At 43.1% G+C, this 13,867-nt stretch carries 12 protein-coding genes; 10 read left to right on the forward strand and 2 right to left on the reverse strand.

Translation table 11 applies throughout. The features are described 5' to 3' along the window. Positions 1 to 82: 82 nt before the first annotated feature. Positions 83 to 1,381, reverse strand: a complete 1,299-nt coding sequence (locus NO992_RS07705) for a methyl-accepting chemotaxis protein (RefSeq protein ID WP_371375826.1) — start codon at positions 1,379 to 1,381, stop codon at positions 83 to 85. Between the two features lie 191 nt (positions 1,382 to 1,572). Next, on the reverse strand, positions 1,573 to 3,480 hold the full coding sequence (locus tag NO992_RS07710) for a M6 family metalloprotease domain-containing protein (RefSeq protein WP_371375829.1): 1,908 nt from the start codon (positions 3,478 to 3,480) through the stop codon (positions 1,573 to 1,575). A gap of 508 nt (positions 3,481 to 3,988) precedes the next feature. Here NO992_RS07710 and nudB point away from each other — a divergent pair. The 10 genes from nudB to NO992_RS07760 all read left to right on the forward strand — a co-directional run bounded on the left by nudB (position 3,989) and on the right by NO992_RS07760 (position 13,564). Beyond that, positions 3,989 to 4,429 (forward strand): dihydroneopterin triphosphate diphosphatase, encoded by a 441-nt coding sequence (nudB, locus tag NO992_RS07715; RefSeq protein ID WP_017218220.1) that lies wholly within the window; start codon positions 3,989 to 3,991, stop codon positions 4,427 to 4,429. Between the two features lie 7 nt (positions 4,430 to 4,436). Continuing rightward, on the forward strand, positions 4,437 to 5,558 hold the full coding sequence (locus NO992_RS07720) for an alanine racemase (RefSeq protein WP_371375832.1): 1,122 nt from the start codon (positions 4,437 to 4,439) through the stop codon (positions 5,556 to 5,558). A gap of 142 nt (positions 5,559 to 5,700) precedes the next feature. After that, complete coding sequence (locus tag NO992_RS07725) at positions 5,701 to 6,651, forward strand: SPFH domain-containing protein (protein ID WP_010377916.1); 951 nt, start codon at positions 5,701 to 5,703, stop codon at positions 6,649 to 6,651. Positions 6,652 to 6,656: 5 nt separating this feature from the next. Then, the gene (locus NO992_RS07730) at positions 6,657 to 7,109 is read left to right on the forward strand and encodes an NfeD family protein (protein WP_017218224.1); all 453 of its coding nucleotides are present in this window, start codon (positions 6,657 to 6,659) and stop codon (positions 7,107 to 7,109) included. A gap of 227 nt (positions 7,110 to 7,336) precedes the next feature. Further along, positions 7,337 to 8,023 (forward strand): ABC transporter ATP-binding protein, encoded by a 687-nt coding sequence (locus NO992_RS07735; protein ID WP_010377912.1) that lies wholly within the window; start codon positions 7,337 to 7,339, stop codon positions 8,021 to 8,023. Further along, complete coding sequence (locus tag NO992_RS07740; protein ID WP_371375837.1) at positions 8,005 to 8,955, forward strand: HlyD family secretion protein; 951 nt, start codon at positions 8,005 to 8,007, stop codon at positions 8,953 to 8,955. The genes NO992_RS07735 and NO992_RS07740 overlap by 19 nt, the downstream gene beginning before the upstream one ends. Further along, positions 8,945 to 10,099, forward strand: a complete 1,155-nt coding sequence (locus NO992_RS07745; protein ID WP_371375840.1) for an efflux RND transporter periplasmic adaptor subunit — start codon at positions 8,945 to 8,947, stop codon at positions 10,097 to 10,099. Before NO992_RS07740 ends, NO992_RS07745 begins: the two co-directional genes overlap by 11 nt. Next, complete coding sequence (locus tag NO992_RS07750; RefSeq protein ID WP_371375843.1) at positions 10,096 to 11,286, forward strand: efflux RND transporter periplasmic adaptor subunit; 1,191 nt, start codon at positions 10,096 to 10,098, stop codon at positions 11,284 to 11,286. Before NO992_RS07745 ends, NO992_RS07750 begins: the two co-directional genes overlap by 4 nt. Then, on the forward strand, positions 11,286 to 12,521 hold the full coding sequence (locus tag NO992_RS07755; RefSeq protein ID WP_010377904.1) for an ABC transporter permease: 1,236 nt from the start codon (positions 11,286 to 11,288) through the stop codon (positions 12,519 to 12,521). Before NO992_RS07750 ends, NO992_RS07755 begins: the two co-directional genes overlap by 1 nt. Positions 12,522 to 13,027: 506 nt before the next feature. Beyond that, positions 13,028 to 13,564, forward strand: a complete 537-nt coding sequence (locus NO992_RS07760) for a hypothetical protein (RefSeq protein WP_010377903.1) — start codon at positions 13,028 to 13,030, stop codon at positions 13,562 to 13,564. Positions 13,565 to 13,867 lie beyond the last annotated feature (303 nt).

Below are 13,867 nucleotides of genomic sequence, written 5' to 3' on the forward strand. Positions count from 1 at the left end.
AGAGAAAAGAGCGCGGGGTGAACCCACTCCTACACCACATTCAAGCTCTTGGTGGGAGCCGCTTTACGCGGCGATCTTTAGGTTATTCTGACAATCCTTTAACCGTATTTGTGAGGTTTTCTGCGCCTTGCTTTATTTCATTCATCACTTTATTCACCTCATCGATTTGTGCAAGACCAAGCTCAGTGCTTTCAGACACTGTATTCATCAGTGCGGTGGCTTCTTTAGTTAACACTTCGTTCTGATTGACCACATCATTGATTTCGTTAGTCGACTGCGAAGTACGTGCTGCTAAGCTTCTTACTTCATCGGCTACCACCGCAAACCCTCTTCCTTGCTCGCCCGCTCTGGCGGCTTCTATCGCTGCATTAAGAGCTAACAAATTGGTCTGCTCCGCAATCGCGCTGATGGTAGACACAATTGCCGAAATCCCTTTTGACTGTTCATTAAGCTGCGCTATTGCGGCCATTGCACTTTGCACTTGATTAGAAATAAGCCCTGAGGTACTAACAGACTCTTGCAACAGCAAACTCGCACGGGCCGCTATTTGCTCGGTTTGCTCAGATGTCACCTGCGCAACTTCGGCAGCTTGTGCGACTCGATGCGCTTTTTGCACCCGCGCCGTGATATTTGTTGCAAACTTTATCACTTTAACGACTTTGCCATGTTCATCAAAAATAGGGTTATACGTTGCTTCAATCCAAATATCTTCGCCATGTTTACCTAAGCGATGAAAGCGACCACTTTTATGCTGGCCTTTTGCCAGCTCTTGCCAAAAATGTGGCTGCTCTTTATAAAAGCTATCGTCACAGAAAATTCGATGATGCTGACCTTTAATCTCACTGAGTTTATAGCCCACAGTTGCGGTGAAATTTGGATTCGCATCTAAAATAACGCCCTCAGGTGTAAACTCTATGGTTGCCATGGATTTATTGAGTGCGTTAGCTATCGCTTCTTGTGCCGTTATGGTGAGTTTTTCTGCTGTGATGTCATTCGCAATTTTAACAATACGGGTGACTTTGCCATTTTCTTCAACCGGAAAATAGGTAGCGTCAAGCCAAACCACGTCACCTTTTTTGGTAAAGCGCTCAAAATTACCAAACTGAGCTTGGCCACGTTGAAGGCTTGCCCAGAAACTTCGATATTCCGAAGAATTTACGTAGTCCTTGTGGCAAAAAATACGATGGTGCTGTCCTATCACTTCAGCCTCGGTGTAACCCACAACAGCAAGAAAATGTCGATTGACTGCTGCTATTTGACCATCGGGTGTAAATTCAATTTTTGCGACCGCTTCATCAATCGCAGAAAGTAATGCCCGCGCACGGTTGAGTTCAGCGGTCAAATTTTCAACTTCTTGATTTGGCTTTCGAAAAAAGTTCATAAGCTATTCCGTAACAAACAATATGCATGACTGCATTATTATCATAGTTTTGGTAATAAAGTATGAATTATAGATAAGAAAGTGGAGTTTGGCGTTCTAACATACGCACCAAAACAAGCCGCGCGCCTACCACACAAGCAACGCGACTTGGCATTATATCAATTATATTGACTAACCAGTGCTTTGGATAACTACTTCTGTAACGTTAGACGGTAGTCACCCGCACCGCTATATGAGTAAACCAAAATGCGGTAATAACCTGAATTTGCCGTATAGTTAATTGACTCTTGTGAGGTTGGCGTCTCCGAAATAGCAACTTGTTGCCATGTACCACCTTGCCAAGCTTCGAGTTTCAAGTCGAAGTCTGCGTTCGCTGGTCCCTCTAAAGTAAGTGCTATTGTGCCACCGCTGTACTGAAACCAACTGCCGTCAGGTTGTATGGCTTGTTGCTTGGCTGCTAAGTATCCTGTGTAAACATCTCCCGCTGGTGGTGGGGTTGTACTACCGCTTACGGTAAATTGGATCTCTGCAGCGGGATCAGAAATATTGCTGATGGACAAACCTGAGTCGCTTCCATTCCACCATAGGGCATTCGTCCCTTTGCTACTCAACGCATTCGGCAGTGTGGCACTAAACTCTCCTGCCACATCAAATAAATCGCCATTATCCCCACGGTTGCGACCATTTTCAGGATCTCGTTTGGCATCACCATGCTCCATTTGGATATATGGATACCATTCATTCGAGTTATTGCCAGCAGAATCAACGTGCCAAATAGCCAAACCTGAATCGAGTTGCTCTGAGTTTTGTCCCGATTGATGAATAGCCTCAATGTAAAATGCTTCATTTGTATTGCTTGGGTTGGTCCATTTATATGAGCTATTAGCGCCCGAAATATGACTGAGCCTTCCCGTTGGGGCATTGGCATTTACGGCTGGATTAAGTTCAGTTACCGTATCCCAACCAGCTATGGCCCTGAAGTGTGCGACAGGTGGCGTCGGCTTAAAACGGTTGGAAGCACCAATCGCGCCAAACCCCATAACGCCAAAACTTGCGACTGAGCCCTCTGAGCTTCCGTCATAATCATAAAGATCAGGCCAATTTGTGATTAAGTGACCAGACTCATGTACAAAGGTGCCAATTGCAAGGCTATTTCCCATATCAGTGATTTGATAGCGATCGGTACACACGCTGTCAGCACAAAAACGAGGACTGAGTCTTGCCATATGTGGCCACAGACCTTTAGACCATGCACTATCAGAGTTGCCAGCATAAAAAATATTTAACCCACGGATCTGCCCACTACTATTTGTAGTAAGCGAACTAAAATCAAATCCCTGTTGAAATTCAAGCCAATTTAGCGCTTCTTTTATGAGTTCTTGCGAGCGTACTGTTGAGCTTAATGCGCTATCCGCATAATACGCTTTGTTTTTCTTTGCGGTGTAATAAGCCGTTACTGTATTGGTATAATCAAGCTTGCCTCCAGAGACCGACGAAAAATACCCTCTTACTGACTGCGCGTTACCAAATTCAGTGTAATTTTGGTCATTTAAAAAACGCTCAACTTGCGCTTTTGTGATAGTGCCGCGCTCATCAGGGAAATCAATGATGATAGTTAACCCTTTTACTTGACCGCTGATCTCAGCATTCAACGCCATTGCATTATCACTACGCTCAAACTGATGCGTATGTATCAAGTCGACTGGTGTTTGGTTTTGACCCAGCATTACCTGCTGCGCTGCTTTTACCTTTTTTGCAATAGCAGTAGAGGATAACCCTTGCTGCATAGCATCTACTGAGTGACGTTGCATGCCCCGCTTACTGCGTTTGGTCACAAGCTTACCTGTTGATATAAGCTGCTCCCCATCGACTGACACCTGTGCGTAAGCCATGCCTTTGAGCGAGGCATCATACACCACAAGATCGCCGTCAGGGGTACGCTGCTGTGCAAAGTACGTATTACCATTAAGAATAAGAGTGATCACCTCACCACTTGGTTGAGTAAATTGATACTGTTCATTTTTATAAGGTATAGCCGCGTTTACTGCGACACTGGTTGCCAATAATGACGTTGCGATAATTGCTGATGTTAATTTCATTTTTCCTTTCCTAGGTTACATGTTGTACAACTCATTAACATACAGAATGGATACAAAATTGCAACAACCACCAGACCATTAAAGGTACAAAACTTATCAACCAGATAAATAACAAATAGTTACACCGGTTGTAATTCCATCATTTTAGAAGCTTTATATTTCACAGTGAGCAAAAAAAATCCGTTTAAACTATTTTTTTCAATTTTTAGTTTACAAGTACTAAACATTACATTAGCATTAGTCTCGTTCCTTTGGGGCTGCACCTTTTTACCTGCGTATCTAGGCGTGCCTAAAGTCACAATTGAACTCCCGAGAAGTAGAGCTTGCCGACTGGGATGTTGGCATTATTGGGATTTCCTTGGCACAGCTTGTTGCTATTGGAGTTTTTATGCAGGCCAGATGGCCTGCTTTTTTTTGTCCAAAATTCGCCATCTACGCTTTATACCAATTGCCGAGTGCAACTCAACTGGTTAAACTCAAAGCACATGTTCCTGATTTGATGTAATCCATGTCGGCACTACGTAAACCCGTTTCGGTATTGGTCGTAATATACAACGAGCATAATGAGTTTTTGCTATTGCAAAGAGCAGACGATAAACACTTTTGGCAATCAGTCACTGGGGGAGTAGAGCTCGGTGAAACTCCAATCACTACCGCGTATCGAGAGTTAAAAGAAGAGACCGGTATTGACGCCGCGGCGCTTGGGATCACCATCCACTCGCATAATAAAACGAATCAATACACTATAAGACCGCAGTGGCGCCATCGGTATGAGCCGGGTGTTACCATAAACACTGAACATGTTTTTAGTATCCAAGTACCGTCAGGGATCAGTGTGGTACTTGCTGATGATGAACATACAGACTTTATTTGGCTTAACAAAACACACGCTTGTGAACGCGTCTGGTCCCCAAGCAATCGACAGGAAATAGAACTCATAGGAGTATGATTGAGCTATGTTTACGACATTAGGATCTTTACAAACACCATGTTTAGTTGTTGATAAAATTGCTTTTTTACATAACCTTTCGCGTATGGAAAAGCATCTTGATGCTTTTAATGTGGCCCTTCGCCCACATTTAAAAACGGTAAAATCCATTGCGGCCGCTAGCTATATTTTGGCCGACAAACAAACGGGATGTACGGTTTCCACTCTAAAAGAGGCAGAAACATTTGCAGCACAAGGTTACACCAATATCACCTATGCGGTAGGGATCACAGAAGATAAGCTACAACGCGTTCTTGCCCTAATCAACCAAGGTGTCAATCTAACCATACTGCTAGACAGTATGGAACAAGCCATGCTTGTCTCTCAATTTTGCTCGGAAAATGAGTGCACGATTCCTTGCTTGATAGAAATAGACTGCGACGGACATCGCGCAGGACTGCACCCTAAAAACAAAGAAATCGTGACCATCGCAACCATACTGGAAAGCAGTGGTTTATATCGGGGTTTACTAACGCATGCCGGTGGCTCATACGCGTGTAGCACAGCTGAGCAACTAATACAGTTTGCTGAGAAAGAGCGCTTAGCCGTTGTGACTGCTGCATCCATGCTGGAAGAGGCTGGGATCACCACAACAGTGCTGAGTATTGGCTCTACCCCAACGGCACTGTCAACGCAAAACCTCGATGGGATCACTGAAGTGCGAGCTGGGGTCTATACATTCTTCGACCTTGTGATGGCTGGTGTCGGCATATGTGACATCGAAGATATTGCACTAAGCGTGCTAACGCGTGTCACTGGTATCAAACGTAGTGAAAATAAGCTCTTTATAGATGCAGGCTGGATGGCGCTTTCAAGAGACAGAGGTACCGCGAGTCAAGCGTTTGATTGCGGCTATGGCCTCGTCTGTGACCAAGCGGGTAATTTGCTGCCTGGCCTCAAAGTAACCTCAGCAAATCAAGAACATGGCGTTATTGAATGTGAACCGGGCTTTACCTTACCAGACATGAAACATGGTGACCTACTACGTATTTTACCAAATCATGCATGTGCAACAGCCGCTCAGCACTCGGGCTATCATGTGTTAAGTCATGATGACATCGAGTTTTGGCCAAGATTTGGGGGGTGGTAGTTTTTACCTTACAGCCTTCAACAATACAAACCCGACACTCTCAAGCATAAAGTAAATTTACCAATGGTAATTCACAAATCATTCATCTATATTGGGAACATGCATTTGATGCGAACAATTCTTATGTAGTAGGAGAGCTAACATGGATCCAGTCACACTTATTTTTGATTACCTTTTTACCATTCAAGCGTTTTTATTGATTTTCGTTATTGTGGTACTAAAAGGGAGTATCAAATTTGTCCCGCAGAACCGTGCGTGGATTATTGAACGCTTCGGTAAATATCAGTCCACTAAAGAAGCTGGCCTTAACTTTATTCTGCCATTTATCGACCGCGTAGCCTCCGATAGAAGCTTAAAGGAGCAAGCCGTTGATGTGCCATCTCAGTCAGCCATAACCAAAGACAATATTTCATTGATTGTTGATGGTGTACTTTATTTTAGAGTTTTAGATCCGTATAAAGCGACTTACGGTGTTGACGATTATATCTTCGCGGTAACTCAGCTCGCGCAAACCACCATGCGTAGCGAACTGGGAAAAATGGAGTTGGATAAGACCTTTGAAGAGCGAGATTTACTTAATACCAACATCGTCGCTGCGATCAACTCAGCTTCTGATCCGTGGGGCATTCAAGTACTGCGCTACGAGATTAAAGACATTGTGCCACCAAACTCAGTAATGGAAGCAATGGAAGCACAAATGAAGGCTGAGCGTGTGAAACGAGCTCAAATATTAGAGTCGGAGGGTGACCGTCAAGCCGCAATCAATGTCGCGGAAGGTAAAAAGCAAGCACAAGTGCTTGCAGCTGAAGCCGAAAAAGCAGAGCAGATCCTAAGAGCTGAAGGTGAAGCGAAAGCGATTATTGCCGTTGCAGACGCACAAGCCGAAGCCCTTCGTAAAGTCGGTGAAGCTGCAAATACCGAAGAAGGTCAAAAAGCTATTCAGCTTGACTTAGCAACAAAAGCCATTGCAGCAAAAGAAGCAATAGCCAAAGAATCTTCTGTGGTATTACTACCAGACAATGGCACAGATGCAAGTTCGCTTGTGGCACAAGGCATGTCTATTATTAATACATTAAATAAAAAGCAAGGGTAACGCCTATGGCCTTTTTACTTGAGCATTTAGCACAAACCTTAGTAGTACTAGGAATTGCTTGCCTAATTGTTGAGGTTGCGGTGCTTGGTTTTGCGACCTTTGTACTGTTTTTTTTAGGTTTGTCGCTGGTGATCAGCGGCGGCCTAATGTACGCAGGTATGCTCGACCAAACTTGGCTGACCGCACTTTGGTTTAATGCGTTAGTCACGACATTACTGGCTGTGTTTTTATGGAAGCCACTAAGACGCATGCAAGACGTCACCGACAATAAAGAAGTAACCAGTGATTTTGCTGAGCTTACCTTTACGCTAGAAAAGGATTTGAATGCAGATAGTCGTATTTTTCATACCTATTCTGGTATTGCGTGGCAACTAAAAAGTAAACAACCTATTACAGCAGGAACACAAGTCAAAGTGGTTAAAAAAGAGGTTGGAGCGTTTTGGGTAGAGCCTAATTAAGCAAATTGGTATAACCTTGCGAACAAAGTGCCTAGCAGCCAATTTTGTTAGGCACTTTCAGTAATCCTCAGTATTCAGAAACAACTTTTTACCTTATTCGCTTTTCGTCTAATACCTTCTCGGTTTACTCTATCCTGCACAACAGTTACACTCAAATTTAGGTACAAGGTTAAACACCTCTAAACCAAAAATAAAATATAATAAAAAACAAGGGATTATAATCTACAATGATTCGGGTCGAAAACTTAAGCCGAGTATACGGAAGCGGAGAGACACAAGTGCATGCACTAAAATCAGTTTCTCTAGAAGTAATGGAAGGTGAATTTGTCGCAGTAATGGGGTCTTCTGGCTCTGGAAAGTCTACATTAATGAATATACTTGGCTGCTTAGACTCTCCAACCTCCGGCTCTTACTATCTTGCTAATCAAGAAATTCAGGCCGTTGAAGATGAGGCCTTATCACAAATTAGAAATCAAAAAATTGGCTTTATCTTTCAAACATTCCACCTACTTACTCGCCTGACCGCGCTGGAAAATGTCATCTTACCGCTAAGGTATACCGAGACTTCTCCATCAGAGGCAAAAAGTCGCGGACTTGCCATGCTAAAAAAAGTAGGTCTTGATAGCAGAGCACATCACAAACCCTTCGAAATGTCTGGCGGACAACGCCAACGTGTTGCCATTGCACGGGCACTCATTAATGAGCCAAAAGTCATTTTTGCCGATGAACCAACTGGTAACTTAGATAGTAAAACCTCGCATGAGATCATGGAATTACTATGTCAGCTACACCAACAAGGCCACACCATCGTAATGGTAACGCATGAAGACGATATTGCAGCATATGCCGAGCGTATCATCAGAATGAAAGATGGTGAGAAAGTGGAGGATAGCCAATGCGCAGCTATATTATAAGCATCGCCCTACTCACCTCTTTGCAGGCTTTTGCCAAACCAATTATCGTCTCGGGTCTTATTAAAGCAGGTGAAACTCAGGTCTTTCATGCACCAATGAGCGACTCGTGGAAAATTCAAATTCAATGGATGCTGCCCGAGGGTGAAGTTGCTAATGAGGGTGACATCGTCGTCGTCTATGATTCCGGCTCTATCGCGACCTCAATCGACCAAGATAAAGTGGCGCTCGATGCTGCAAAAGATGAGTACAAACGAATTGAGCAAGACGGCGCCCAAAAGATACTCGAAGCTCAGTTTCAGTTGAAAAAAACCATTTTGCTCGTCGAAAGAGCCAAAATAGATGCAAGCGTGCCAAAAGCCAATATCAGCACCTACGACTACGAGCAACACCAGCTGACATTAGAAAAAGCGATTATCGAAAACCATAAAGCTGAAATCAGTTTAAGCAAGGCTGAGACTGAAGCAAAAGCAAATACTCGGAAACAGCAACTGGAGATAAGGCGGTTAGAAGCGAGTCTCACGCACAACCAAGAACAACTGGAAAAAATGAGTCTAACGGCTAGTAACAGCGGCCCAATTCTGTATACGGATCACCCTTGGAATGGCAACAAGTTGTTTGCTGGTGCAACAGTACAACCGGGTTGGAAAGTAGCAGAAATCCCTTCTACAGCAGGTCTGTATTTAGAAGCATGGATCCATGAAGTAGATGCTATTGGTATTAAGGAGGGTCAAACTGCCGATTTAAAATTTGACGCCTTTCGCTCCTCATCAACGCCTAGTACGCTCACTGAGCTATCAACACAACCAGAAAAGCGCCAAGACTGGGGCCAAGGCATGTATTACCGAGCTAAGTTCACATTCAACACCGATTTGCCACTACTACCGGGCATGAGCGGAAGCATAACTTTGCCAGGAGAGAAAAATGAAAGTTAAGTTACTGGCAGTCATCATTCCACTCTATTTACTAGGCTGCAGTCAGGCCCCCAGCGATATACATATCGTTAAGGCACAGCCAATCACTATCACAGTAGAAGCGAATGGTGAATTGGAATCAAAAAGCCGAGCGTTGATAGCCCCTCCTTCAATCAAGCGTATGTGGCAATACAAAATAAAACAGTTAATGCCTGAAAATACCACGGTTCAAAAAGGCCAAATTGTTGTTTCATTTGACGATCAAACCGTTAGAGATCGCTTGATGGAATATAATTCGAAGCTAAGTCAAGCGCAAAAAGAGCTAGAAAATAAACAAGCTCAAGTCGAGAAGCAAGAAGAAGAATACAAACTCGCACTCGCTGAAGCGCAAATGAACTTCGATAAGGCAAAACGCCGCGCAGAGATCATAGATAACTCACGCTCAGACAACGACCGAAAAAAGGCGCAAATCGATTTCATCATTGCAACCAATGATTTAGAGCTTGCCCGCAGTAAACTCGCCTTTCACCTAAACAACAAAGAGCTGAGTATCCAAATGGCAAGAAGCAAGGTTGCACGAACGGATGCTGAAGTAAAAGAGCTAAAACGTGATATAGAGCGTTTACAAGTAAAAGCGCCAATGGATGGGTTAGTTGCATATCGAGCAAACTGGGAAGGTGAAAAGCCCAGTGTTGGCGAGTCCATGCAATTTGGTCAACCTGTTGTTGAGCTATCAGTTATTGAGCAAATGCAAGTAAAAGCACAAATTAAAGAAGCCGATTTTGGACGGATTACATTGGGGCAAAAGGTCAAAGTTACCATAGACAGCGCCGACGGTTATGTTATCGGCGGAACACTCGTTGAAATAGGAAAAGCTTTTAGAGAAAAGTCGCATCAAGATAAAAGCCGCATTGTTGATGCTATTATTGAGCTGGACAAAGTCGATCCCGAAAAGCTGCGGCCAGGCTTGAGCGCTCGTGTAGAAATAATGACAGCACAACTTGATAACGCTTTAACTGTGCCATTGAGCGCCTTAAAACAAAGTGCGGGTAAAGTGCTTGTAAACACAAACAGCGGAGAGAAAGAAGTCACCGTCTCTTATACCACACCGACACTTGCCGTGATTTCTTCTGGAATTAGTCAAGGCGTGGAGGTAAAGCTATGAGAAAAACATTACTCGCAGTTATTGTCTCACTATGGTTACTTGGCTGCCAAGAAGCACCTGAGCAGCCAGCGCAACTCCTATATACCGTAGAGTCAAAGCCATTTTCGATTACTGTGGATGCAGAGGGAGAATTACAAGCCGCAAGTGAAACTGTCATATCCGCCCCAACCTCAGCAAGAGGGGCTCAGACGCTCGCATGGATCATGCCTGAGTACACTCAGGTGAAAAAAGGCGATGTTATTGCACGATTCGATGGCAGCCAATTAGAAAGACGAAAACGCTTTAGTGAATTCGACAAAGGCAAAGTCGCACAAGATATCACAGTCACCGATAGTGATTTAACCACGAGAAAGTCCCATTTGGACAGCGACAAGGTTATCGTCAGTGAAGAGAAACACTTTGCCGAAACCTTTTCAGTTGACGATGAACGGATCCGCTCAAAACTCGACATTTTAGATCAGATGCAAAATGTTGAGTATCTCAATGCAAAAGAGGCTTATTTTGGCTGGCAGACAGAGCAGTTTTCATCTTCAGCTCTTGGAGAAATGGAACTGTTAAAACTGCAATCAAAACAGCATGAAAGCAAAATTGCGATGTACAACGCAAACTTAGAAGGTCTTGAAGTCATCGCGCCACACGATGGCTTACTTACCCTCAGTGCCGATTGGCGTGGCGAAAAACCCAAATCAGGCCAAGCGCTATGGCCTGGGCAAAAGATCGGGGGGTTACCAGATATTTCATCCCTGCAAGCTAAGCTTTTCGTTCATGAAAAAGAAGCGCTTGGCCTTGCGATTGGCCAAAAGGTTGAGTTTACCCTGCTCTCCAATAGCGATGAGCGCTTTGATGGTAAAATCACAAAAGTATCACCTTACCCACAATCTATTCGTCGTGGAGATCCACAAAAATACTATGAGATCATTGCGAGCCTTGATGAGACTCCAGCCCATTTCAAGCCGGGCAACAAAGTACTCGCTACGGTATTTGTCCAAGAAAATAAACAAGCGTTACTCGTGCCTAAACATAGCGTGATCAATGATAACAACGCATTTTTTGTTCAAGTTAAAGACGGTAGCCAGTTTAAACGCGTAAAAGTGGAATTAGGCCAAAGCAACCTAAGCCATACTGAAGTATTGGCAGGCTTGTCTCCCAAGCAACAAATTGCACTCGTCGCGAATAAGGAACTGTAATGAAATATTTAGATTTATTTACCGACGCCATTGTGCAATTAAAGCAACATAAGCTCAGAACACTATTGACCTTGCTCGGGATGATTTTTGGTGTGGGTGCCGTTATTGCTATGTTAAACATCGGTGAAGGTGCAGAACGCGAAGCGCTCAAAATGATCGATTCTATGGGGATCAATAATGTTATTGTCAGCGCCAAAGACATTGAAGAGAATGACCTAAAAGAACAACGAAAACACTCGCAAGGTCTTAATCTATTAGACGGCCAAGTGATTGTCGACGCCCTGCCATTTGTGACCGACTTTTCGGCTGAGCGACTGGTGGATACCTACCAGATATTTAGCGAATTCGGCAGCTTTGAAGGCGAAGCCGCAGGCGTAACAGCAAACTATTTTAGCCTAGCGCATTATGAACTCGCGGCTGGTCGCCTACTAAATACTGAAGATAGCAAGGAATATAGGCAGGTTGCATTACTCGGCGCAAATACCGCAAAAACCCTCTTTCCCCTCGGGAGCGCTGTTGGGCAACAAGTAAAAATTAACCATTTATGGTTTGAGGTTGTTGGCATTTTGCAAGCACCGCACCTGAACAAAAAGGAGTTTCAAGGCGTTGCTCTAGGTGGTGAACAAAGCCGTATTTTTGTTCCGCTAACAACCGCCATCCATCGCTTTAATAAAGGACTACTTGAGCCAGAGGTTACCGAACTAAAACTTGCCATCGACAAATCTCAGAGTCCAATTTTGGCATCTCAAGCTATCACTAACATATTAACCAATCGCCATAGCGATATTGATGACTATAGGCTAACCATTCCCGCAGCTTTGCTTGCTCAGCAAAAACAAACACAGGCTATTTTTAATATGGTCATGTCTTGCGTTGCTGGTATATCGCTCCTTGTTGGTGGTATTGGTATTATGAATATCATGCTCGCAACCGTACTTGAACGAACCAAAGAAATTGGCTTATTACGCGCAATAGGCGCCACTCGGAAAAATATTCAAGTCCAGTTTATTACAGAGAGCTTTACCATCTCGATATTAGGCGGACTACTCGGTGTGGTGTTTGGTATTTTACTTTCAGAGATAATTGCATTTTACTCAAATTGGGCGGTGTCTTGGTCTCTAAGTGCTATTTTCCTATCTTTTAGTATTTGTGCTTTAGTCGGTTTAACATTTGGGGTATATCCAGCCATTAAGGCTTCAAAGCTAGACCCAATCGAAGCGCTGCAAAGTGACTAACCAATAAAAGAGGCACTAACGCCTTCTTTGTATTTCAAATCTAATATACTTTTTCGCATGCTGTTCAATGACTAGAGTCATTAACTAACCAGAACTCGGGATAACAACTTGTTCTCTAGCAGCCGTTATCCCTTACTACTGCGTTAAATTTGCTTGCAATAGGCCAGCTATTGACGCACAAATTTGCCTTGTATTAAGAAATAACTCCTGGCTAGAGTGATATTATGCTTTTGAACTTAGTGATTTTAGTGGATTAACTTACTTCTTATCCCGAATTCAGGTTAACTAGCATGCTTTTTGTTGGACTTTTTTTCGCCACAAGGTAAACTTTTATGCGATTTAAATCAAAAATAACTGGAAGCATTGTATGAGCAAAGAATGCTCGTATTGCTTTGTGTTAGTTTTACAGCTTAGTAAGTCTTTGAATATGTTACTTACTAAGCATTGAAGAAAGCAGCTAACATTAAGTAAAAATGCTGATGCGAATGGAACTTCAAGGACAAATAATGAAAAAAGTAACACTTATCGCACTTTCACTTATCTCTCTTACCGCATGTAAAAGTAATGATATCAATCGTGTAGTTAACGACGGTGTAGACGGCGCCATTAATGGTATTTTTGGCAGTTCAGGGACCGTCGTTTCAGCAACTGGTAGTGGCTCAAGTAACGATTATTCAGTCGAAAAAGAAGACGTATGGCCTCATCAAGCAACGAAAACGGCTCGAGACTATGGCTCATTGGCATTTGTGAAAACGGCAAAGAATCCAAGTGGTAAAACCAGACTTAAGTTTAATGAATGCAAACATCCGCGAATTGGAAAAATAAGGTGTGAAGGCTATCTATACGAAGTTTCACCAGAGGGCTGGTTGGTCAAAGGTGATACTATTCACTTTGGCACACGCCATTACTCTGACATTGTTATTCCAGCTGGCCAATACTATATAAAGATAAAAGGTGAAGATGTAGGTAAAAAAGTCTATGCGACAGGAACTATTGAGATATCGCCCTTTGTTACTAACTACATTAATGTAACCGTTCAATAAAGATCACAAAAAGTACCTAGTACTTGTATAGCAGCTAGGTACTTTTTACCAGACCAATTTCCTCTTTAATCAAGCAACCCCAAACAACGCTTCTTATTCATTTTATTTCATCAATATTGCGCAAAAGCTCCTAATAAAGGAACGAACAGTAAATCTGCCAGCATTAAAATTTACCTTACATTACAAAATGATGACTACCTCCCCTAGCGTATGAGCTGCTCTTAGTTTTTTATAAGCTCTAAAAAAATTTAGATTTATTCAACAATAATAATTAGTTAGATAAAAATAACAAAAATAAAACCT

This window comes from Pseudoalteromonas sp. DY56-GL79, from assembly GCF_041414765.1.
GTDB classification, from domain to species: Bacteria; Pseudomonadota; Gammaproteobacteria; order Enterobacterales; family Alteromonadaceae; genus Pseudoalteromonas; species Pseudoalteromonas piscicida.

Coding starts and splice junctions, on each gene's coding strand:
- NO992_RS07705 (WP_371375826.1), bottom strand. CDS start 1,381: ATGAACTTTTTTCGAAAGCCAAATCAAGAAGTTGAAAATTTGACCGCT.
- NO992_RS07710 (WP_371375829.1), bottom strand. CDS start 3,480: ATGAAATTAACATCAGCAATTATCGCAACGTCATTATTGGCAACCAGT.
- nudB (WP_017218220.1), top strand. CDS start 3,989: ATGTCGGCACTACGTAAACCCGTTTCGGTATTGGTCGTAATATACAAC.
- NO992_RS07720 (WP_371375832.1), top strand. CDS start 4,437: ATGTTTACGACATTAGGATCTTTACAAACACCATGTTTAGTTGTTGAT.
- NO992_RS07725 (WP_010377916.1), top strand. CDS start 5,701: ATGGATCCAGTCACACTTATTTTTGATTACCTTTTTACCATTCAAGCG.
- NO992_RS07730 (WP_017218224.1), top strand. CDS start 6,657: ATGGCCTTTTTACTTGAGCATTTAGCACAAACCTTAGTAGTACTAGGA.
- NO992_RS07735 (WP_010377912.1), top strand. CDS start 7,337: ATGATTCGGGTCGAAAACTTAAGCCGAGTATACGGAAGCGGAGAGACA.
- NO992_RS07740 (WP_371375837.1), top strand. CDS start 8,005: ATGCGCAGCTATATTATAAGCATCGCCCTACTCACCTCTTTGCAGGCT.
- NO992_RS07745 (WP_371375840.1), top strand. CDS start 8,945: ATGAAAGTTAAGTTACTGGCAGTCATCATTCCACTCTATTTACTAGGC.
- NO992_RS07750 (WP_371375843.1), top strand. CDS start 10,096: ATGAGAAAAACATTACTCGCAGTTATTGTCTCACTATGGTTACTTGGC.
- NO992_RS07755 (WP_010377904.1), top strand. CDS start 11,286: ATGAAATATTTAGATTTATTTACCGACGCCATTGTGCAATTAAAGCAA.
- NO992_RS07760 (WP_010377903.1), top strand. CDS start 13,028: ATGAAAAAAGTAACACTTATCGCACTTTCACTTATCTCTCTTACCGCA.